The following is a 22051-nucleotide window of genomic DNA, read 5'->3' on the forward strand; positions in this document are numbered from 1 at the left end:
GTCAAACGGCCAAAATAATGGCACTTACGCGTACAGCTGGATCCCTTCCAATTTCTGTGTATCCCACCGTTGCAACTTGATCGCTTGGTAAATCATTCCGATAGTCAGCGGGACCTTGTCACCACGCCCCTTGGCCCGGTGCTTGAGGAATACGTCACAGTTTTCGGACTGGAAGTAGCGATAGGCATCGTAATCGATGAAGTCGATGGCGAACTGTTCTTCCAGCGCTTCTATCAGGTTTCGCGCATCCGCACCGTCGCAGCCTAGATCGAAGTTGATTGAAGTGGTGAGGCTGATGGTTTTGCGTTCGGGCAGGCCGAGTTCTTCGTGCAGCAGCTGCATGAGCAGGTGCATGGCGTGGTCGTCGGGAAAGTTGGGGGCGAGGTTCATTGCGGGTATATCCGATTTGTCCGTGTAGGCGCCTTTTGAGGTCAGAACTCTCAGTTCTGTGATAACGACGCGTCCAGCGGATCACCGATACAACGCTCGAAAATAGCTTCCAAGCCTCGGTAGTCGCACGTTACGGCGTCGATGTTAGCCGGGATCCACGCGGCATCTTTTACAAGCCACCAATCGACTGCAAATCCTGCGTTGATGATGATCTGTTCAAACAAAATACGTTGAGTTCGACCGTTTCCTTCGCGAAAAGGATGGATAACGTTTAGATCACCGTAGGTCTCAGCAACCTTAGCGACTAACTCACTTTTACTGGTGTCTGCGAACCAAGCGGCACGCTCCATAACACGAAAGATTTTTTCGGCTTCCGGGATGATTCGTTCTGCCGTACAAAAAAGCGTGTCGCCTTTCCGGATATTAACCGTTCTCGGCAGTCCGGCCCATTCGTAGATGTCACGAAACAAGGACTTATGAATATGCTGTAAAAGGCTGAGGTCATACGGAGGGGGGAGGAGACGAAATTTGCTGACGGCGATTTCTGAGAGTTCTCGCTCTGCTTTTTGTAGCTGCTCTTCATCATGGATGTTGAGCAGGTTACGCAGAACGTCGCTATCGGGGTAGCAATAGGGGTCTTGGCCGACCCCGTATTTATCCACCATTAACGTGGATTCTGACGATATTTTCTGAGTACCGATTCCCGCGTGGGGAGCGGCTTTTCAGCATCGGCACGCGTGGTGTCAAAGCCTTCAAGATGCAAGCTCGCCAAGTAGTTTGATCGGCGGACCTTGTCGTAATAATCCTGCTTTTGCCGAAACGTCAGTTCGCTCATCACATCTGCCTCTTTGCGCAATGTTCAAGTGTAGCTCACACGACCCAGCCGATGGGTCGGTATTTTTGATGCTTTGGGCTTCAGAGCCACTGGTGAGCGCGCGGGCTAAGATTCTGAGGTGAACAGCTTGAAGACTTTGTCTTTACTGACGTTCGTAGGTTACACGTGCTGCCTAGATGGCCATTAATTTGATTGCCACAATTTCGATAACTGAAAAGACTCACGCTTAGTACCAACGGGCTCGCTTAGTGCAATCCGTGTTATGACACTTGCAACCCGAAGGGCGGAATCCGAAGCGGGACAATCATGTCGTATGGCCAGTATTTTAGCCCTGGTGCCCACTCCCCGGCCAAACCCTCACAAGGAAGAGAAAATGGCTGACGTAAAAGTGCCACAGCGGTTGGATCCGCAGGACATCGTGAAGTTGTTGGTCGCGTTGCGCAGGGCGTTGAACCTCTCTCCTCTGGGGCGAGGGCGAGGGGTGGCTCTAAAGCCGAACTCACATTCCAATTAATTACCAACACCCAATAAGAAAAACGCCGACGCTCTACAAGCCGTCGGCGTTTGCAACCTTGGAGGGGTTTACCTCGCGAATCAGAACGCCGGCAATACCGCGCCGCTGTACTTCTTCTCTATGAATGCTTTCACTTCAGGACTGGTCAACGCCTTGGCCAGTTTCTGGATGGCAACGCTGTCCTTGTTGTCCGGACGAGCCACCAGGAAGTTCACGTAAGGCGAATCTGCACCTTCGATCACCAGCGCGTCTTTAGCCGGGTTCAGACCTGCTTCCAGTGCGTAGTTAGTGTTGATCATGTCCAGGTCAACCTGGTCCAGAACACGCGGCAGCATGGCCGATTCCAGTTCCTTGAACTTGAAGTTGTGCGGGTTCTTGGCGATGTCTTTCGGGGTGGCCAGAGCGTTTTTCGGGTCTTTCAACTCGATCAGGCCAGCCTTCTGCAGCAGGATCAGGGCACGGCCGCTGTTGCTGCCTTCGTTAGGGATCGCGATGGTTGCGCCGTCTTTCAGCTCAGCCAGGGTTTTGACTTTTTTCGAGTAGCCGCCGAACGGTTCGACGTGCACGCCGATCACGGTCACCAAGTGAGTGCCTTTGCCTTCGTTGAAGCTTTTCAGGTACGGCAGGGTCTGGAAGTAGTTGGCGTCCAGACGCTTCTGGTCGACCTGTACGTTCGGCTGAACGTAGTCGGTGAAGACTTTGATTTCCAGGTCCACGCCTTCTTTGGCGAGGGTTGGCTTGATCAATTCAAGAATCTCGGCGTGTGGGACCGGGGTCGCCGCAACCACCAGTTTCTCGCCAGCCTGAGCCAGGCTCGCGGTCAGGGCAGCCGCCAATGCGGTGAACAACAGAACCTTTTTCATGCAGTGTCCTTATCGAAAATCACGGTCGTCATCGACGACGGCTTATTGAGTACGAGTGCCAGTGAAGTGCTACCGCTGGCGTGAGGCGGACAATACCGGGATTTTTTATTCCCGAACAATATCTTTTATTCACGTTCATATTCCATTTTGTTCATACAGATCGCTATAGCGTCTGTGTCAGGCTTTCGAGCAAATGCTTGAGTGCAGATCGCTCTGCAGCGCTGCCGTTTTTGATCGTTTGAGCCACTTGCCGCTCGATCTGCGCCAGCGAGGTGGGCGCTTCAGGCAGATTCAAATGCTCCGGCAAAATCTCATCGCCGGTACTGACCAACAACGCAAAGTGAATGACGTTCTCCAGCTCCCGGGTGTTGCCCGGCCAACTGTGTTGCTCTAACAAATGCTGCGCGGCTTCGCTGATCAGCGGCACCGGCAGGTCCAGGCGCTGGCTATAGATGCCGAGGAAATATTCGGACAGCGACAAAATATCGCCCACCCGTTCACGCAAGGCCGGCAGTTCGAGCTGGCCTTCGCTGAGGTAGTGGTAGAGACGCTCATGGAATTTTCCGGCGGCCACCGCTTGGGCCAGGTCGATGCTGGTAGCCGCCACCAGGCGCACATCCACCGGGCTGGGTTGATGAGCGCCTACACGAGTGACTTCGTGGTTTTCCAGCGCCGCGAGCAATTTGATCTGGATCGGCAGCGGCAGGTCGCCGATTTCATCCAGATAAAGCGTCCCGCCGTTGGCAGAACCGAACCAGCCAGCGCGACTGCTGGCCGATCCGCTATAACTGCCAGCGGCATAACCGAACAATTCCGCATCGGCGTAAGTCGGACTAATCGCGCCACAGTTGACCGACACGAACAACCCGCCGCGATCACTCGCACGATGGATGTGCCGCGCGAGCAACTCCTTGCCGCTGCCGGTTTCGCCACGGATCAACACCGAGATCGAGCGCGGCGCCAATAGCTCCAGCGCCTGGCGCAACTGACGCGAACGCGGATCGACAAACACCAGCGCCTTGGCGCGAATGCTCAGAGGACTTTTTTCTGCGTCGGGGAACGTCAGCAGCGGCTGACCGAAGGCTTCAAAACTCATGGCAGACTCCCGCCCAAAACCGCTGGGAGACGGGGGCGATTTTAAAAAGAAAGAAATGGTTTAAGCACGTCGCAGGGCGTGGTGCTCCATTCGGTTTTGCAGGCGATAGAGATAAGCAAAACCCTGCTCCCAGCGTTGGTGACCGGACTTCACATTGATGTGCCCGGCACCCGACAAAATCCCCGCCTCGGCGCCCCAGTTACGTGCCAGTTCCAACGCCCGCGGTGTGCTCACGGCGCTGTCGTTGTCGGAGCTGACAACCTGACTCGGGAACGGCAGCAGGTGGGTCGGAATCGGTGCGAAGTTGCGCAGAGCCGGTGCGCAGGCCGCACGCTCGACGTCCGCAGGGGCGACCAGCAAGGCGCCGCGGACCTGACGCAAAAACTGCACGGGCGCACTGGCAGCCCAATGCGCGACCGTGATGCAACCCAGGCTATGGGCGATCAGGATCACCGGCGTGCTGTCGGCGGCAATCGCCTCGGCCAGCGCCGCCACCCAGTCTTCACGGCGCGGCGTCAGCCAGTCGGCCTGCTCCACCCGCGCGCTGTTCGGCAGGCTGTCCTGCCAATGGCTTTGCCAATGATCTTCTGGCGACCCTTGCCAGCCCGGCACAATCAGGTAGCGAATTGATTCGTTGCGCATGGGGAAACTCTCCTGCTGCGTGTCTGTTCCTGAGCCAGTATAGGGAGGAGAGTTATATTCGTTAAGGAATAAGAAGGTATTTATTAAGATCTATAAAGAATATGCAGCAGTTTGGTACAGGCAAAAAAAGGGACCGCACCCTGCCAAGGAGACGGCCCCGGAAACTCAAAATCTGCTAGCGCTGATCAACATCACTGGGTGCGATGATTGGTTGAAACGGTTATCTAATAAAGGAATATTTAATTACTTTATTAGGCCAAAATCGCATATATCAATCACTCCTTGCGTCATAACGTAGCGTCCCTTTGGGTCAAATTGATGACCAGCGTTTGAGTTTCCGGGTACATCCACTAAACCTGGGCGGCACGCACCTCCTGCGGTGCTGTCGCTTCCTTGCGCACAAATCGGTTCGCCCGCCCAAACGTCCCGAAATCATTGAACCGCACACCCATCTCGCGCATGACCTTATGCGCCACCGGCACGGTCATCTGACGGATGTAAAACGGTTCCTTCACCACAAAATGATGGATGCCGTGGCTGCTGCCGAAGTTGAAGCAGAACGCCTGCAACGGCCACATCCACCACGGGTTCAGCACTTGGGTCTGCTGGATCACGTTGCCCGGTTCCACATCACCGTAGTAGTGCATGTTCGAGCTGACGAAATGCAGGCAAAAGGTACGCAACACATTCGGCCCGATGATCACGACCGCCGCGATATCGATGACGTGCATCACCGACAACGTGGTCGCCGACCATTCGATGGGCGTGCCCAGCAGATGAGCGATGCCGTTAGCCGCGTGAAAGCCGAGAAACAGGTACCACGCCCCCCAATGCACCAGCGCCAGTGGCGCGTAGACCTTCAGGGCGCGCTTGATGATGCTGATCTTGTGAGCCCAGATCTTGGCCCGTAGCATACGAATGAACGCCGACATCACGTTGTCGCCGACCATCAACAGCCGCGCGAAACCCCACGGCTCGCCGTTGGTGATGGCGCGCTCTTCCATGTCGGACTCGGTGCCGGAGACTTTGTGGTGATTGAGGTGCAGATGCCGGCGAATCCATGGATTGATCGTGCTCGGCCGCGCCAGCCACACCAAGCCCATCATCAGGTTGTGCGGCACGCGCTGTTTGCGAAAGTACATGCTATGAATCAGGTCGTGTTCCAGCTCGTGAGTCAACGAGGCGAAAAACGCATTGAGCAACAGACATGCCCACCACGCCATGTGCCCAGTCATGTAGAGCGTCGCCGAGCCAATCATGCCGACCAGAGCGAAGGCCAGAATGCCCGCGCCCATAACGTCCTGATGGTTGAGAGTCGGGTAGCGCTGACGCAGTTCAACGCCCTTGGCCAGCACCACTTCACGAATATGCGCTGATCGTTGTGCTGCATTCAGTCGCTGGGGACTTGCAGAAGTACCGTGCATGCTTCCATCCTCTGGTTATTGATGTTCGCATCCTGCCTTGTGAACCCTCGCAAAGCGGTAGCCGTGAACGCCAATCTGTTGACCGGAAGCGCCAATCAGCATGACTGAACCGACCTCCCTCGCCAGCTGGACCCGCGCCCTGCGCAAGCAACTCGATGCGCTGGGCCTCGACAGCACCGCCCTGTGCCAACAGGCGGGGCTCGATCCGCAACTGATGGATGACCCGAACGCCCGTTACCCGTTGTCGGGCACCACGCGTTTGTGGGAAATCGCGGTGCAAGTCAGCGGCGACCCGGCGATTGGTTTGCGGGTATCGCGCTTCGTCAGCCCCACCACGTTTCACGCGCTGGGTTATGCGTTGGTGGCCAGCGGCAGTCTGCGAGAAGTGTTCGAGCGCATCGTGCGTTATCACCAAGTGGTCAGCGACGCCCTGGAACTGGAACTGACCCGCGCCGAGGACCGCTACCACTTCCGCCTGAAAATCCCGCCAGGCAATCCGCCCCCCGCCTTCGAAGCCATCGATGCCTTCACGGCGATTTACGTACGCACTTGCCGCAATCGCCTGGGCCGAGATTACGCCCCGCTGGCGGTGTACCTGCGCCGCCCGGAACCGGCGGATCCGCATCAATGGCACAAAGTCTTCCGCTCACCGGTGTACTTCGCCGCCGATGAAGACCGACTGGAATTCGCCGTCGTGGACTTCGACAGCCACCTGGACGACGCCAACCCGGAACTGGCCGAGCACAACGAAGCCGTGCTCAAACGCACCCTTGCCCAACTCAAACCGCTGACCTGGGAGCGTAAGGTTCGCGACGCCATTGAGGAACAATTGCCGGAAGGCGAGCCCAGCGCCGAACACATCGCCCAGGCCCTGCACCTGAGTTTGCGCAGCCTGCAACGGCATCTGGCAGACGAGGGTTGCCGATTCGATACATTGCTCAATGAAAGCCGCGAGAATCTGGCGCTGCTGCATTTACGCGATCCGCAATGCTCGTTGAGCGAGATCAGCTACCTGCTGGGATTTGCGGATACGAGCAGCTTCAGCCGCGCGTTCAAGCGCTGGACGGGGATGACACCCGGGCAGTTTCGGGATGGGTTGCGGTGACAGATCCGGAAGCTGTGTTGCCTCGTCCGGCCTCATCGCGAGCAAGCTCGCTCCCACATTATTTGTTCTCCAACGGATACGAAAATCGGTGAACACCACAGAACCCATGTCGGAGCGAGCTTGCTCGCGATGAGGCCAGACTAGGCACTCCAGAAACGCCTCAGCGCCCCCGATCCCGCCGCAACAACTTGCGCACCCGCTTCACCAGTTCACTCACAGCAAACGGCTTGAGCAGGTAATCCTCCTCATGCAACTCCAGATCACGCAGGCGATCCTCGATGCCGTCCTTGGTGGTCAGGAACAGCACCGGCGTGTCACCGAGCTTGCGGATCTGTTGCTGCAACTGCCAGCCGTTGAGCCCTGGCAGCATGACGTCGAGGATGATCAGCTCATATTCGCCGGACTCAATAAAGCGCCGGCCGTCCATACCATTGAGCGCCACATCCACCGAATAACTTGCCTCGCTCAGGCCCTTGGCCAGAAGTTTGGCGATCTCGGGTTCGTCTTCCACTAACAGCACACGCATGGCACACCTCAATTGTCGTCATCACAGGCTAGGCGCCTTCGCGTCCAAAGCCCACCACTAACGCCGGGTTTTAAATAATTGCCAGCATCCGCAACCGCTCCGCATCCAGAATCTCGATCTCGCCGTACTTAAGATTCACAACCCCCTGCCCCTGCAAGTCCTTGAGAATTTGATTGGTGGTCTGGCGCGACAGAGACAACATCGACGCCAATTGCTCCTGAGGCAGTTGCAGCACCCGTCGTGGCGGATCGATCTCGCCATAACCTTCGGCGATCATCAGCAGGCGATGAGCCAGTCGAGCGGCGGCTGGCATGAGGCTCAGCTGTTCAAGATTGATGAAAGTCAGGCGCAGTTTCTGGCTCATCAGCAATGCCAGTTGCCGCCAGTACACCGGCTGTTCATCAAGCAACGCCAGCAGTGCGGTTTGCGGGATGTGCAACAGGGTGCAATGGCCCAGACCGAATGCATCATGAGTACGCGGCTGACCATCGAACAGGCAGATTTCGCCGAACCAGTGGGGCGACTCTACCAGGCTCAGCAACGCCTCCTTGCCCTGTTCGCTCACCGCGCCGATGCGCACCGAACCTTCGAGCACCGCGTACAGGCCGCACGCAGGATCGCCGCGCTTGAACAGCCGCTGGCCCGGCGACAACCGCCGCACCCTGGCGGCGGCCAGCAAACTATCCTGCAAGGGAGCAGGTAAATGGCTGAACCACTGGCCGCTCATCAGGCGTGGACGCCAGACCTGCTTATCCATGAAAACTCCTAGAGATTGTCGCCTGGCTGACAGAGCGAGATGTGGGCCCGGGGCATGATCCATCACCCAACAGGAGGAACAACAATGAAAAGCCTCGTCGACCATCTCAGTCAATACGCCGCCTACCACCGTGACCCGCGCAATATTGCCACCCACTTTATCGGTATTCCGCTGATCGTCGTCGCGGTTGCGGTGCTGCTGTCACGGCCCGAATGGCCGCTGGCCGGGGTTTGGGTGTCACCGGCGGTGCTTTTGGCGCTGGCTTCGGCGTGGTTTTATCTGCGATTGGAGCGACGGTTGGGCGTGCTGATGACGGTGTTGCTGGGCCTTTGCGTTTGGCTGGGTCATGTGCTCGCGCAGCAAAGCACGCTGGTCTGGCTTGCCAGTGGCATCGGGATGTTTGTGGTGGGTTGGGCGATTCAGTTTGTCGGTCATCACTACGAAGGCCGCAAGCCGGCGTTTGTCGATGACGTGACGGGGTTGATTGTCGGGCCGTTATTTGTGGTGGTTGAGTTGGCATTTTTGCTGGGGTTGCGGCATGACTTGAAAGAGCAGATCGAGACGCGGGTGGGGGTGGTGCGTCTGCGTCAGAAAAACGCAGCGGCGTAGATCGCTTTCGCGAGCAGGCTCGCTCCCACAGGGTTTCCGGTTAGCCACATATTTTGTGTTCAACACCGGTCCACTGTGGGAGCGAGCCTGCTCGCGAAGCTTTTGCTTTAGATGTTGGCGACTTTCTGCCAGACCTTCGGTTTGAAGAACAGCGTCTCGCCCTTCGCCAGCCCGATCAGGCTGTCGTGATCCTTCACCACTTCAGCTTCGATCAATTCGCTCTGGCCTTCGACCTTCAACGTCACTCGCGTCGTCGCGCCCAATGGACGAATATCCCGCACCTCGGCCGCGTGGTGATCCTCCAGCTCATGACGTGACAGCGACACTTCGTGCGGACGGAACAGCACGTGATTGTCTTCGCCCAGATGCAGCCGGTTCGAATCGCCCAGGAAGTGATAAACAAAATCGCTGGCCGGGTTTTCGTAGACGTCGCCCGGTGAGCCAATCTGCTCGATCACACCCTTGTTCATCACCACAATGCGGTCGGCGACTTCCATCGCTTCTTCCTGGTCGTGGGTCACAAACACCGAGGTCAGGTTGATGTCTTCGTGCAGGCGCGCGAGCCAGCGACGCAGTTCTTTACGGACCTTGGCGTCGAGGGCACCGAAGGGTTCATCGAGCAGCAGGACTTTCGGTTCCACCGCCAGCGCGCGGGCCAACGCGATACGTTGACGCTGACCGCCGGAGAGTTGTTCCGGGTAGCGATCCGACAGCCAATCGAGTTGCACCATGTTCAGCAGTTCGTGGACCTTCACCGCGATCTGGCTTTCGCTCGGGCGCTGGTTTTTCGGCTTCATGCGCAGGCCGAACGCGACGTTGTCGAACACCGTCATGTGGCGGAACAGCGCGTAGTGCTGGAACACGAAACCGACGTTGCGATCACGCACGTCGTGGCCGGAGACGTCTTCACCGTGGAACACGATGCTGCCCTGATCCGGCGTTTCGAGACCGGCGATAATTCGCAACAGCGTGGTCTTGCCGCAACCGGACGGGCCAAGCAGCGCCACGAGTTCGCCGCTTTGAATGTCCAGGCTGATGTTGTCCAGCGCCTTGAACGCGTGAAAATTCTTGCTGACGTTACGCACTTCGATCGACATGACTTATTCCTCCGCAGCGCTGGCGCGCAGGCGGTTAATTCGAGATTCGCTCCACTGCTTGAGCAGCAGGATGAAGAGCGCCAGGATCAGCAACAGGCTCGCCACGGCGAACGCGGCCACGTGGTTGTATTCGTTGTAGAGGATCTCGACGTGCAGCGGCAGGGTGTTGGTCACCCCGCGAATATGCCCGGAAACCACCGACACCGCACCGAATTCACCCATCGCCCGCGCAGTACACAGCACCACGCCGTAGATCAGGCCCCATTTGATATTGGGAACGGTGACGTGCCAGAACATCTGCCAGCCATTGGCCCCAAGCAGACGCGCGGCCTCTTCTTCCTGGGTGCCTTGTTCCTGCATCAGCGGAATCAGCTCGCGCGCCACGAACGGCACCGTGACGAAAATCGTCGCCAGCACGATGCCCGGCAAGGCGAAGACGATCTGGATGTCGTGGTCCTGCAGCCACGGGCCAAACAGACCCTGGGCGCCGAACATCAGCACGTAGACCAGACCGGCGATCACCGGCGACACCGAAAACGGCAGGTCGATCAGCGTCACCAGCATGCTCTTGCCGCGGAACGAGTACTTGCTCACGCACCACGCGGCGCTGACACCGAACACCAGGTTCAGCGGCACTGAAATCAGCACGGCGATCACCGTGAGTTTCAGGGCCGACAACGCGTCGGGTTCGAAGATCGCGGTGAAGAACGCACCGAGGCCAAGCTTCAGGCCCTGGGACACCACGATAAACAGTGGAAGCAACAGAAACAGCGCAAAAATCAGCCAGCCAAGGCTGATCAGGATTCGCCGCGAAGTGGCACTGCCACGGCGGGCAGCGTTGGCCGAGGAAGCGGCGCTAATAGACGATTGGGACATTTTCGCGCCTCCTTATGGGGTTTCGATGCGTCGCTGCAGCAAGTTGATCAGCAGCAACAGGACGAAAGAAACCACCAGCATCAGTACACCAATGGACGTTGCGCCGGTGTAATCGTACTGGTCGAGTTTGACCATGATCAGCAGCGGCAGAATCTCGGTTTTCATCGGCATGTTGCCGGCGATAAAAATCACCGAACCGTACTCGCCGACCCCGCGGGCAAAGGCCAACGCGAAACCGGTCAACCAGGCCGGCAGCAGCGCTGGCACCAGAATATGGCGGAAAACCTGCAACGGTTTTGCACCGAGGCACGCCGCCGCTTCTTCCACCTCACGAGGGATATCGGCCAATACTGGCTGTACGGTACGTACCACGAATGGAAGTGTAACGAACGTCAGTGCGAGCGTGATGCCGAGGGGGGTATACGCAATCTTGAAACCCAGGTCCGCCGCGAACTGACCGACCAAACCGTTAGGGGCGTACAGCGCGGTGAGTGCGATACCGGCCACGGCAGTGGGCAGCGCGAACGGCAGATCGATCATTGCATCGATGATCTTGCGCCCCGGGAAGGTGTAGCGCACCAGCACCCAGGCCAGCAGCGTGCCGATGATGCCGTTGATGATCGCGGCGCACAGCGCAGTGCCGAAGCTCAGCTTCAATGCCGCCAGCACGCGAGGCGCCGAAATGATCGCCCAGAACTGATCCCAGGTGAGTTGGGCGGCATGGACGAACATCGCCGCCAGTGGAATGAGCACAATCAGGCTGAGGTACACCAAGGTGTAGCCCAGCGTCAGCCCGAAGCCGGGTATGACGGGGGAGATACGACGCGACATAAAAGTCCTTGGTTGAGAACGCGCAAAGCCTCGAATGGCAATTCGAGGCTCGTTTTATGGCTTATTTCAGGTTATTGCGCCTGATAAATCTGGTCGAACACGCCACCGTCGTTGAAGAATTTCGGTTGAGCCGTTTTCCAGCCGCCAAAGTCCTTGTCGATGGTCACCAGGTCCAGGGTCGGGAACTGCTTGGCGTACTTGGCGGCCACGTCCTTGTCACGAGGACGATAGAAGTTTTTCGCCGCGATGTCCTGACCGGCCGGGCTGTACAGGTGCTTGAGGTACGCTTCGGCGATTTCGGTGTTGCCCTTTTTCTCGGCGTTCTTGTCCACCACGGCTACCGGAGGTTCGGCGAGGATCGACAGCGAAGGCACCACAATTTCGAACTTGTCAGCGCCGCCGTCTTCTTTCAGGGCCAGGAACGCTTCGTTTTCCCAAGCCAGCAACACATCGCCCTGACCGTTGTTGACGAAGGTGATGGTCGAACCGCGAGCGCCGGTGTCCAGCACAGGAACGTGCTTGAACAGGGTTTGCACGTATTCCTTGGCCTTGGCTTCGTTACCGCCGTTGGCTTTCAGACCATAGGCCCAGGCCGCGAGGAAGTTCCAGCGCGCACCGCCAGAGGTTTTCGGATTCGGCGTGATCACCGACACATCGTTTTTGACCAGGTCACCCCAATCCTTGATGCCTTTAGGGTTGCCCTTGCGCACCAGGAATACGATGGTCGAGGTGTAAGGCGTGCTCGCTTCCGGTAGACGCTTCTGCCAGTCAGCCGGCAGGGTCTTGCCGAGTTTGGCGATTTCATCGATGTCACCGGCCAGGGCCAGGGTCACCACATCGGCGCGCAGGCCGTCGATTACTGCACGGCCCTGCTTGCCCGATCCACCATGGGACTGCTGGATTTTCACGCTGTCGCCCGCATGATCCTTCTGCCAGAACTTGACGAATTCGGCGTTGTAGTCCTGATACAGCTCGCGAGTCGGGTCGTACGACACATTGAGCAGTTCGTAATCCTTGGCAACCGCGGAACCCGCAAAAAGGGCACTGGCCAGGGCGGCCAAAGCCAAATGACGAATCGACGACATGGTGAAAGCTCCTGAAATTCTGATTTTCTTATGGTGTTCTGGAATCGGGTTGCCGGTTTTTTAGCTCGGTTTGTTGCTCGGGCTCTGCAGACGGAATTTCTCTTTGCGCTCGATCTGGACCACCTGGGCGTTATGCACGGTGATTTCCACCGCACCAAAACGCAGGTCGCGCAAGGCGCTCTGGATCTCACGCAAAATGGTTGATTCGTCCTGGCCGTCAACGCTACATAGGGATGCGCTCATGGTGCTGCTCCTTCGACTAGAGATTGCCTGGCAGTGGCGGGACTGCTTACGGCGTGAGAGCAATAGTAGATAAGCGCGGATATTCTTAAAAAGACTATTTAAGAATGTTTATATAACCAGAATACTGAACATTTCCACCGTGGGAACGATCAGTGCTGGAGAATCTGTGGAACACGATCCCACTCCAGCTGCCCGGCCGGCACTGGCCGTCCAAACCAGTACCCCTGCCCCAGATTGCAGGTGTGTTCGAGCAGGAAACTCGCCTGCTCGACCTGCTCGATCCCCTCGGCATGAACCTGCATCCCCATGCTCTGGGCCAGCGCAATGATCACCCGCACAATCGCCGCGTCATCCTCATCCCACGGCAACCCGGCAACGAAACCCTGATCGATCTTGAGTTTCTGTACCGGCAATCGCTTGAGGCGCAGCAGCGACGAATACCCCGTGCCGAAGTCATCGATGGCCAGCCGTACACCTAATTCACGCAACCTGTGCATTTGCTCCAGCGCGATTTCCGGGTCATCCATCACAGCGCTCTCGGTGACTTCCAGCTCCAGACAGGCAGGATCCAGCCCGGTTTCGTGCAGCACCTTCGCCACCTGCTGAAACAGCTCACGGCGGGCAAACAATCGAGAAGAAACATTCACCGCGACAAACGACAACACCTCCCCGGCCTGCTGCCACTGGCACATCTGCTCACAAGCCTGGCGCATAACCCAGGCATCAATTTCGGCGATCAGACCAGTGCGCTCGGCAATGGGAATGAATTCTGCCGGCGACACCAACCCTCGCTGTGGATGCTCCCAGCGCACCAATGCCTCGACGCCGATCAGGCGACTGGTCTTGAGGTCGTGAACTGGCTGGTAGTAAACCCGCAACTCCTGCTGCTCCAGCGCACGGCGCAATTCGAATGCAGTCTCGACCCGCTGCTGGGCATGGGCGGTCAATTCTTCGGTATAGAGGGCGTAGCCGTTACGGCCAGCACTCTTGGCCTTGAACAGCGCCGAGTCGGAATTGCGCAACAGCTGCTCGGAGCTCAAGGCGTCGTCGGGGAATAGGCTGATGCCGACGCTGATATTGACGAACAACTGATGCCCGTCGATCTGGAACGGCTCTTTGAGGCCATCGATGATCCGCTGAGCCAGCGCCGCAGCGTGCACCATTTGCAGACAGTTTTCAGCGAGCACGGCGAACTCGTCACCGCCAAGGCGCGCCAGCGTGATTCCCGGAACGACCATCGCTTTTAAACGCTCGGCCACGCCCTTGAGCAACTGGTCCCCAATGCTATGCCCGAGACTGTCGTTGATCATTTTAAAGTGATCCAGATCGATCAACAGTAACGCGCAGCCGCGCTTGTGAATCTGCGCTGCAGCCAGTGCCTGCTCGGCGCGATCAGTAAACAACAGGCGGTTAGGCAGATCGGTCAGCGGATCGTAATGAGCCAAATGCGTCAGTTCATGCTCGGAATTCTTGATCGCGCTGATGTCGGAAAACACCGCGACGTAATGGCTAACCCGCTGCCGGTCGTCGTGAATGATGCGGATAGTTTGCCACTGCGGGTAAATCTCGCCGCTTTTGCGGCGGTTCCAGATTTCCCCACTCCACTCGCCCATGCTGTTGAGTGTCGCGAACATCGCTTGGTAGAAAGCCGGCGGGTGATGACCGGACTTGAACAAACTGGGCCGCTGACCCAGCACTTCCTCACGCTGATAGCCGGTGATTACCATGAAGGCCCGGTTCACATGAACGATCAAGCCTTTGCAATCAGTGACCAGCACCCCTTCACGGGTGCAATCGAACACCGCGGCCGCCTGACGCAAACGCTCGCGGTCTTCGGCGCGTTCACGCAACTTGGCGCCGATCCCCAGGCAACGGAACAATCGCGCCCGAGCTAGGAAAATCAACCCGGCGCTGAACACCACCCAGGCATAACCGTTGATCAGTTGCCAGCGCATTAGCGCTGCTGAGCTATCGAAGAAACTGTTCAATAAATGGCCACTGAACTGCAGCCAAGCTACGGAAACCAGAAGGTAAAGCAGTGCTGCGCGCAAAGCATCGCGATAGGTAGCAGACATTCGGCTGTCCATGTCCCTTCAAAAAGGATGGAATTATAGTTTAAAGAAACATCCAGCCACTCTTATCTGAAAGGGCGACTGGTTTTATCTGTGAGCTTAGTGATAATGCAACGGCTGTTTTTTTCTTTATCGAGGGCCCAATAGCCTATGTGGTACGAAGGTTTTCTCGGCTTGTCGCCCTGGTCACTGGTGGCAGTCACCCTGCTGATGACCCACGTGACGATTATTGGCGTCACGGTCTATCTGCATCGTTATTCAGCCCATCGCTCCCTGGAGCTCAATGCTGGCCTGAAACATTTCTTCCGCTTCTGGCTGTGGCTGACCACGGCGCAGAACACCCGTGAGTGGACCGCTATCCACCGCAAGCACCACGCCAAATGCGAAACCGTCGATGACCCGCACAGCCCGGTCATCAAGGGTCTCTCCACCGTTCTGCGCAAAGGCGCCGAGCTGTACCGTGCCGAAGCGGAAAACCCCGAGACCCTGCGCATCTACGGCAAGAACTGCCCCGACGACTGGATCGAACGTAACCTGTACAGCCGCTTTCCGCTGCTGGGCGTGGCGATCATGGGCGTCATCGACCTGCTGCTGTTCGGCACCATTGGCATCACCATCTGGGCCATCCAGATGATGTGGATCCCGGTGTGGGCCGCCGGCGTGGTCAATGGGCTTGGCCATGCTATCGGCTACCGCAACTTCGAATGCCGCGATGCGGCGACCAATCTGGTGCCCTGGGGCATCCTGATCGGCGGCGAAGAACTGCATAACAACCATCACACCTACCCTAATTCGGCAAAACTGTCGGTGAAGAAGTGGGAATTCGATCTCGGCTGGGCCTGGATCCAGGTCTTCAGCTTCCTGCATCTGGCCAAGGTTCAGCGGGTTGCGCCAATCGCTCACCGGGTCGAAGGCAAAGGCAACCTGGACATGGACACCGCCATGGCGATCCTCAACAACCGCTTCCAGATCATGGCCCAGTACCGCAAATTGGTGATCGCACCGCTGGTCAAACAAGAGCTGGACAAGGTCGATCACTCGGTCCGTCACCAGTTCCACCGTGCCAAGCGCCTGCTCTCGCGAGAAACCAGCCTGCTGGATGACAAACACCACCTTCGCATCCAGACCATGCTCGAGCACAGTCAGGCGCTGAAGGTAATTTACGAGAAACGCCTGGCCTTGCAGCAGATCTGGGTCAAGACCAGCTCAAATGGTCACGATATGCTGGCCGCCATCAAGGATTGGGTACACGAAGCCGAAGCCAGCGGGATTCAATCCCTGCGCGACTTCGCCGATCAGCTGAAAACCTACTCCCTGCGCCCCGCCGCTGTCTGACGCCGTTGATCGGTGCGCCCCGTTCGTGGGCGCACCCTTCGGAACTTAGCTCCAAATCCCCTATCTCAAAGACACTTCGCCATCCAGGCGGGCCGCTTTCGAACCTCGAACGGCACACGCCCTTTGAGACTTTGTGTCGATGGTCAATAAAAACCTACAGGACTCATCCCTACCGCAGTGGCCCGAGGCCGCGCAAACCTTGCTGGCGCTGATGCATGCACAGGGCGAAGTGGCGCGCCTGAGCGAACGCGAGCAGCTGTTCAGCGCTCTGCTGGTGAGCGTCAACGCGGTGCTTTGGGCCTTCGACTGGGAATCCCGTCAGGTGCTCTATGTCAGCCCCGCGTATGAACGGATTTTCGGCCGCTCCGCAGGCCTGTTGCTGTCCGACTACAACCAATGGCGCGACAGCATTTACCCCGACGACCTGGACTATGCCGAACGCAGCCTGGCCGAAGTGCTGGTCCAAGGCGCCGTTGAAGACCGCGAGTACCGAATCATTGCCGCCGACGGCCAGGTCCGCTGGCTCAGTGACAAGTGCTTCATCAACCGCCAGGCCGAGCCGGGGCACCCCGTGATCATCGTCGGCATTGCCGAAGACATTACGGACAAGAAGCAGATGGAAACCGAGCTACAACGCTTGGCCACCACCGACGTGCTGACCCAGAGCAGCAACCGCCGACACTTCTTCGAATGTGCCCACCGTGAATTCGAACAGGCACGGCTCCAAGGCACGCCGCTGGCGTTCCTGCTGCTGGACATCGATGATTTCAAAGTGATCAATGATACCTACGGCCACCTGGAGGGCGACAACGTGCTGCAGCGGATCGCCGAGAGCGGTCGCGCGGCGTTGCGTCGCGGTGATGTGTTCGGGCGAATTGGCGGTGAGGAATTCGCAGCGGTGTTTCCCGGCTGCGCGCCGAACATGGCCATGCAGGTGGCCGAGCGCCTGCAACGGGAGATTCAGCGATTAAGCTTCACCCATGACGAACAGACGTTCGGCATCACCGTCAGCCAGGGCCTGACCAGCCTCACCATTGCGGACGAAAGCGTCGACAGCCTGTTTGCCCGCGCGGATGCGGCGATGTACGAAGCCAAACGCCAGGGCAAGAACCGCATCATCTCCGGTTGAGTTATTTGGATCGTTCCCACTCTGCATGGGAACAATCTATTCACTTTTTGCGCAAACGCATCAATTCCGGCAATCCGATCTTGAGCAACCGCGCCGTCCGGCTCTTCGCCAGCTCCTCAATGCCTTCATGCTCGGTCAGACGCGCCAATTGGGCGGCCATGTTCATCAGCAGCGCCTCGCGGGAGTAAACCCCACCACCGAACTGGTAGACCGCCGCAATCAGCTCTCGCAGCTCCAGCGGCAGGCGCCAGCGGGCACGCAGCGCCGAACCATAGGCCGCACCGAATTCGGCCAGCGCTTCGCCGACCTCCTCCCATTCATCCAGCTCACCACCGGCCTGCTTCCATTCCTGCAAACACCGCAACAGCGCAAGGTCGCCGAGGCGATGCAGCATACCGGCGCAATAACAGCGCTCCTGATCCAGATCGAGCAAGCGCGCCAAGGTCCGGCCATATTCGGCGGTGCGCAGCGATAACTCCCAATAGCGCTCGGCATAGTCGGCCAGAAACGAATCGCTGAGGCGGGCACTGCGCTTGAGGGCCAGTCCCAGAATCAGGTTCATGCTTTGCCCGGTGCCGAGGCGGTGCAATGCCTGGGACAGGGTTTGTACGGCGGTGCCATGGTGCTGGGCCGCGCTGTTGGCGGCGGCGATCAGCACGGCGGTGATCTGCGGATCAGTACGAATCTCGTCATGCAGCAATGTCAGATCGAGGCCGTTGGGATTGAGACTGCGTTTGACCGCCAACTGTACGTCGGTCATCAGTGGCGCACCGTCGGCCAGCTCACGTCGACGTTCCAGGTAAACCGACAAGGTCATGCCTGGCGCCAGCGAAGGCGCTTCGCAAGACACCTCTTCACCGGCGTTCAGCAGCAAATCCTGCAGACGGTGAGTCAGATTTTCCATGTTCAGGGGTTTGGTCAGATACGCCGCAGGCGTAAGGGGCAAGACTTCCCGCACGCTGGCGCTGTCGTTGCGACTGCTCATCAAAATGAACGGCAGCGGTGGGTTGCGTTTACGCTGACGGATACTGCGCAAGACATTCAAACCATCGACGCCGGGCAACTCCCAGTCGACGATCACCAGGTCGTAAGGGTTCTCCGCCAACAGGTGCAGCGCTTCCTGCCCATCAGCACACAGATCCAGCCGTGCGTCGCAGCGCACATTCAACAAAACCTGCTTGAGCAGGTCGCGGGACCAGGGGTCGGCCTCGGCAATCAGCACACGCGGTGCAGCGGGTAACACCACAGCAATCATTTACACACTCCAAAGGTAGCGCCTGCACCTTAGTCAATGCTGGCCATTCGATACAGCGCATTTGCCATCGATGTGTTCCGCGGACACGAAAAACCCGCCGAAGCGGGTTTTTTTGTCGATCAGGTCACAAAATCAGTGCAACTTAAATCAAAGTTCCGAGAAGCACTCTTCGATGATCGCCAAGCCCTTGTCCAGTTGCTCGTCCGGCGAAGTCAGCGGTACCAGGACGCGCAAAACGTTGCCGTAAGTGCCACAGGACAGCAGGATCAGACCCTTGTCGCGAGCCTTGGCCACAACCGATGCCACTGCAGGAGCGTTCGGCTTGTGGCTGTCGCCGTCGACGAACAACTCGACCGCGATCATCGCGCCCAGGGCACGGACTTCGCCGATGACCGGGTACTTGGCCTGGATGGCTTTCAGGCCAGTGACCAGACGCTCGCCAACAGCCTTGCAGCGGTCCAGCAGGTGCTCTTCTTCGAACACTTCCATTACGGCCAACGCCGCGGCGCAAGCGATCGGGCTACCGGCGTAGGTGCCGCCCAGGCCGCCTGGAGCAATGGCGTCCATGTATTCGGCCTTGCCGCACACACCGGCCAACGGGAAACCACCAGCGATGGATTTGGCGAAGGTGGTCAGGTCGGCAGCAACGCCCATCTGTTCCATGGCAAAGAAGGTGCCGGTACGGCCCGCGCCGGTCTGTACTTCGTCAGCGATCAGCAGGATGCCGTGCTGGTCGCACAGAGCGCGCAGACGCTTCATGAACTCTTTAGGCGCGACGTAGAAACCGCCTTCGCCCTGAACTGGCTCAATAATGATGGCAGCGATGTCACGCGGCTCAGCGTCGTTCTTGAAGATGCGTTCGATGCTGGCGATCGAATCGTCAATGCTCACACCGTGCAGTTCGTTCGGGTACAGCGCGCGGAAGATGCCGCCTGGCATCAGGCCCATGCCGGCCGAGTACGGCACGACTTTACCAGTCAGACCCAGGGTCATCATGGTGCGACCGTGGTAAGCGCCGGTGAACGCGATCACGCCGGCACGGCCAGTGGCGGCACGAGCGATTTTCACGGCGTTTTCGACGGCTTCGGAACCGGTGGTCACCAGCAGGGTTTTCTTGGCGAAATCACCTGGCACCTTGACGTTGATTTTTTCGCACAGCTCTACATACGGCTCGTAAGCCAGCACCTGGAAGCAGGTGTGAGTCAGCTTGTTCAGCTGCGCAGTCACGGCGGCGATGATTTTCGGGTGCAGGTGACCGGTGTTCAGCACGGCGATGCCGCCGGCGAAGTCGATGAACTCGCGACCTTCAACGTCGGTCACGGTGGCGTTCTTCGCGGACTCGGCGAAGATCGGGTGAATCTGGCCAACACCGCGTGGTACAGCGGCTTCGCGGCGTTTCATCAGGGATGCGTTAGTCTTGCTCATAGAGTCCTCATTCACCGCTCATCGGGCGGCGTGGTTCAAGGAAAATGCGGCGGGGAGACAACTACGGCAGCATGCGATGATCGACTGCCACAGCGTTCCCGGCCACAGAGAAAATTCCGTTTGAAGCGCAGAAAGGGTCAGCGCTCTCGTGCCCTTTCCGCTTGAAGCAATGCCTTGCCGGACTTAGATGCCCAGGCAGAGGTATTTGATTTCCAGGTAATCTTCGATGCCGTACTTGGAGCCTTCACGGCCCAGGCCCGACGCCTTGATGCCGCCGAACGGCGCGACTTCGTTGGAGATCAACCCGGTGTTGACGCCGACCATGCCGTATTCCAGGGCTTCAGCCACACGGAACACACGACCCAGGTCGCGAGCATAAAAGTACGAAGCCAGACCGAACTCGGTGTCGTTGGACATCGCGATCACTTCGGCTTCGTCTTTGAAGCGGAACAGCGGAGCCAATGGACCGAAGGTTTCTTCTTTGGCCACGGCAGCGTTCTTCGGCACGTTGGTCAGAATGGTCGGTTCGAAGAAGTTGCCTTCCATGACCTTGCCACCCGCCAGAACGGTTGCGCCTTTGCTGATCGCATCAGCAATGTGCTCTTGAACCTTGGCCACGGCTTTTTCGTCGATCAGCGGGCCAGTGGTGGTGCCTTCTTCCAGACCGTTGCCGATCTTGAGTTTGGCCACAGCCACTTTCAGCTTCTCGGCGAACGCGTCGTAGACCGAATCCTGAATGTACAGACGGTTGGCGCAAACGCAGGTCTGGCCGTTGTTACGGTACTTGGAAATGATCGCGCCTTCGACGGCCTTATCCAGGTCCGCGTCGTCGAACACGATGAACGGCGCGTTGCCGCCCAATTCCAGGGAGACTTTCTTGATGTCCTTGGCGCATTCGGCCATCAGCTGACGACCGATCTCGGTCGAGCCAGTGAAGGACAGTTTGCGCACGATCGGGTTGCTGGTCAGCTCGCTGCCGATGTCGCCGGCGCTGCCGGACACAACACTGAACACACCGTTTGGAATGCCGGCACGCTGGGCCAGTTCAGCCAAAGCGAATGCCGAGAATGGAGTTTGCGAAGCAGGCTTGAGCACCATGGTGCAACCGGCGGCCAGAGCCGGGCCGGCTTTACGGGTGATCATCGCGGCCGGGAAGTTCCACGGGGTGATTGCAGCGGTCACGCCGATTGGCTGCTTGATCACGATCAGACGCTTGTCTGGCTGGTGGCCCGGAATCACATCACCGTAGACGCGTTTGGCTTCTTCGGCGAACCACTCGATAAAGGAAGCGGCGTAAACGATTTCGCCCTTGGCTTCGGCCAACGGCTTTCCCTGTTCCAGGGTCATCAGGCGAGCAAGGTCATCCTGGTTCTCGATGATCAGTTCGAACCAGCGACGCAGCTTGTTCGCACGGTCCTTGGCGGTCAGTGCACGCCAGGCCGGCAGCGCTTTGTCAGCGGCTTCGATCGCACGGCGGGTTTCGGCAGCGCCCATTTTCGGCACGGTGCCGAGAATTTCGCCCGTTGCCGGGTTGTTGACCTTGATCGTCTGACCATTGTCCGCATCAACCCAAGCGCCATCGATAAAGGCTTGCTGGCGGAACAACTGGGGGTCTTTAAGCTGCATGTCGGCTTTCCTTAACAGCACCGCGCACGCGCGGAGCGAATTATGATTGTTGAAAGGCGCCTTATAGGCTGCCGTCAGGGAAATCATTCACCGGGCTGAAGCACATAAATAGCGCACTGATTGAAACTCGTGCGGTTCAGCACCCAGACAAGAGCGTTTGAAATCTCAAACGAATCCTAGGATCAAAGGGGGTAAAGGACAATAGCCTGTTCGAAAAAAAGAACGAAAACGCCGCATTAGCTTAATTTTTCTGATCAACGTAGCAAACACAGGGTACGCTTCGGAAAACCGCAGGCGATTCAGCAGCATGGACGCC

General features: G+C 58.1%; 22 protein-coding genes. 4 read left to right on the forward strand and 18 right to left on the reverse strand.

What is annotated here, in order from left to right; all coding sequences use genetic code 11:
- Positions 1-24: 24 nt before the first annotated feature.
- The 7 genes from QK293_RS11650 to QK293_RS11680 all read right to left on the reverse strand — a co-directional run bounded on the left by QK293_RS11650 (position 25) and on the right by QK293_RS11680 (position 5764).
- Positions 25-390 (reverse strand): DUF1493 family protein, encoded by a 366-nt coding sequence (locus QK293_RS11650; RefSeq protein ID WP_282377425.1) that lies wholly within the window; start codon positions 388-390, stop codon positions 25-27.
- A 50-nt stretch (positions 391-440) separates the two neighbouring features.
- Entirely contained in the window at positions 441-1055 is a 615-nt protein-coding gene (locus QK293_RS11655) for a Fic family protein (RefSeq protein WP_282377426.1), read from the reverse strand.
- On the reverse strand, positions 1055-1225 hold the full coding sequence (locus QK293_RS11660) for a YhfG family protein (RefSeq protein WP_282377427.1): 171 nt from the start codon (positions 1223-1225) through the stop codon (positions 1055-1057). The genes QK293_RS11655 and QK293_RS11660 overlap by 1 nt, the downstream gene beginning before the upstream one ends.
- 594 nt (positions 1226-1819) lie before the next feature.
- The gene (locus QK293_RS11665) at positions 1820-2602 is read right to left on the reverse strand and encodes a MetQ/NlpA family ABC transporter substrate-binding protein (RefSeq protein ID WP_282377428.1); all 783 of its coding nucleotides are present in this window, start codon (positions 2600-2602) and stop codon (positions 1820-1822) included.
- 163 nt (positions 2603-2765) lie between these two features.
- Entirely contained in the window at positions 2766-3698 is a 933-nt protein-coding gene (locus QK293_RS11670) for a sigma 54-interacting transcriptional regulator (RefSeq protein ID WP_282377429.1), read from the reverse strand.
- Positions 3699-3758: 60 nt separating this feature from the next.
- A complete protein-coding gene (locus QK293_RS11675; protein WP_282377430.1) occupies positions 3759-4340 on the reverse strand; it encodes an alpha/beta hydrolase in 582 nt (193 codons plus the stop codon).
- A 350-nt stretch (positions 4341-4690) separates the two neighbouring features.
- Positions 4691-5764, reverse strand: a complete 1074-nt coding sequence (locus tag QK293_RS11680; protein ID WP_282377431.1) for a fatty acid desaturase — start codon at positions 5762-5764, stop codon at positions 4691-4693.
- Positions 5765-5864: 100 nt separating this feature from the next.
- On the opposite strand from QK293_RS11680, the gene QK293_RS11685 reads away from it, so the two are divergent.
- Positions 5865-6869 carry an AraC family transcriptional regulator gene (locus QK293_RS11685; protein ID WP_282377432.1) on the forward strand — a complete coding sequence of 335 codons (1005 nt, stop codon included), beginning with the start codon at positions 5865-5867 and terminating at the stop codon, positions 6867-6869.
- Between the two features lie 160 nt (positions 6870-7029).
- On the opposite strand, the gene QK293_RS11690 is transcribed toward QK293_RS11685, so the two are convergent.
- Positions 7030-7395 (reverse strand): response regulator, encoded by a 366-nt coding sequence (locus QK293_RS11690; protein WP_282377433.1) that lies wholly within the window; start codon positions 7393-7395, stop codon positions 7030-7032.
- A gap of 70 nt (positions 7396-7465) precedes the next feature.
- Entirely contained in the window at positions 7466-8152 is a 687-nt protein-coding gene (locus QK293_RS11695; protein WP_282377434.1) for a Crp/Fnr family transcriptional regulator, read from the reverse strand.
- 84 nt (positions 8153-8236) lie between these two features.
- Here QK293_RS11695 and QK293_RS11700 point away from each other — a divergent pair, with 84 nt between their 5' ends.
- Positions 8237-8761: an Mpo1-like protein gene (locus tag QK293_RS11700; RefSeq protein WP_282377435.1), complete on the forward strand. Its 525-nt coding sequence runs from the start codon at positions 8237-8239 to the stop codon at positions 8759-8761.
- Positions 8762-8868: 107 nt separating this feature from the next.
- On the opposite strand, the gene QK293_RS11705 is transcribed toward QK293_RS11700, so the two are convergent.
- From QK293_RS11705 to dibA, 6 genes are all read right to left on the reverse strand, one after another.
- Entirely contained in the window at positions 8869-9858 is a 990-nt protein-coding gene (locus tag QK293_RS11705) for a sulfate ABC transporter ATP-binding protein (protein WP_033058553.1), read from the reverse strand.
- Between the two features lie 3 nt (positions 9859-9861).
- A complete protein-coding gene (gene cysW, locus QK293_RS11710) occupies positions 9862-10734 on the reverse strand; it encodes a sulfate ABC transporter permease subunit CysW (RefSeq protein WP_282377436.1) in 873 nt (290 codons plus the stop codon).
- Positions 10735-10746: 12 nt separating this feature from the next.
- Positions 10747-11565: a sulfate ABC transporter permease subunit CysT gene (cysT, locus tag QK293_RS11715; RefSeq protein ID WP_282377437.1), complete on the reverse strand. Its 819-nt coding sequence runs from the start codon at positions 11563-11565 to the stop codon at positions 10747-10749.
- A gap of 71 nt (positions 11566-11636) precedes the next feature.
- Positions 11637-12650: a sulfate ABC transporter substrate-binding protein gene (locus QK293_RS11720; RefSeq protein ID WP_282377438.1), complete on the reverse strand. Its 1014-nt coding sequence runs from the start codon at positions 12648-12650 to the stop codon at positions 11637-11639.
- Positions 12651-12710: 60 nt separating this feature from the next.
- Positions 12711-12893 carry a sulfur starvation response protein OscA gene (gene oscA / locus QK293_RS11725; RefSeq protein WP_282377439.1) on the reverse strand — a complete coding sequence of 61 codons (183 nt, stop codon included), beginning with the start codon at positions 12891-12893 and terminating at the stop codon, positions 12711-12713.
- 149 nt (positions 12894-13042) lie between these two features.
- Positions 13043-14968: a phosphodiesterase DibA gene (gene dibA / locus QK293_RS11730; protein WP_282377440.1), complete on the reverse strand. Its 1926-nt coding sequence runs from the start codon at positions 14966-14968 to the stop codon at positions 13043-13045.
- 147 nt (positions 14969-15115) lie between these two features.
- Between dibA and desA the strand changes: the two genes are divergently transcribed.
- A complete protein-coding gene (desA, locus tag QK293_RS11735; protein WP_282377441.1) occupies positions 15116-16300 on the forward strand; it encodes a delta-9 fatty acid desaturase DesA in 1185 nt (394 codons plus the stop codon).
- 139 nt (positions 16301-16439) lie between these two features.
- Positions 16440-17429: a sensor domain-containing diguanylate cyclase gene (locus QK293_RS11740; protein ID WP_282377442.1), complete on the forward strand. Its 990-nt coding sequence runs from the start codon at positions 16440-16442 to the stop codon at positions 17427-17429.
- 40 nt (positions 17430-17469) lie between these two features.
- Here QK293_RS11740 and QK293_RS11745 read toward each other — a convergent pair whose 3' ends face one another.
- The 3 genes from QK293_RS11745 to gabD form a co-directional block, all read right to left on the reverse strand.
- Positions 17470-18684, reverse strand: a complete 1215-nt coding sequence (locus tag QK293_RS11745; RefSeq protein ID WP_282377443.1) for an HDOD domain-containing protein — start codon at positions 18682-18684, stop codon at positions 17470-17472.
- Positions 18685-18831: 147 nt separating this feature from the next.
- Positions 18832-20109 carry a 4-aminobutyrate--2-oxoglutarate transaminase gene (gene gabT / locus QK293_RS11750; RefSeq protein ID WP_282377444.1) on the reverse strand — a complete coding sequence of 426 codons (1278 nt, stop codon included), beginning with the start codon at positions 20107-20109 and terminating at the stop codon, positions 18832-18834.
- Between the two features lie 183 nt (positions 20110-20292).
- The gene (gabD, locus tag QK293_RS11755; protein ID WP_282377445.1) at positions 20293-21735 is read right to left on the reverse strand and encodes an NADP-dependent succinate-semialdehyde dehydrogenase; all 1443 of its coding nucleotides are present in this window, start codon (positions 21733-21735) and stop codon (positions 20293-20295) included.
- Between the last annotated feature and the right edge of the window lie 316 nt (positions 21736-22051).

The sequence above is a fragment of the Pseudomonas sp. AL03 genome, assembly GCF_029960815.1.
Lineage (GTDB): Bacteria > Pseudomonadota > Gammaproteobacteria > Pseudomonadales > Pseudomonadaceae > Aquipseudomonas.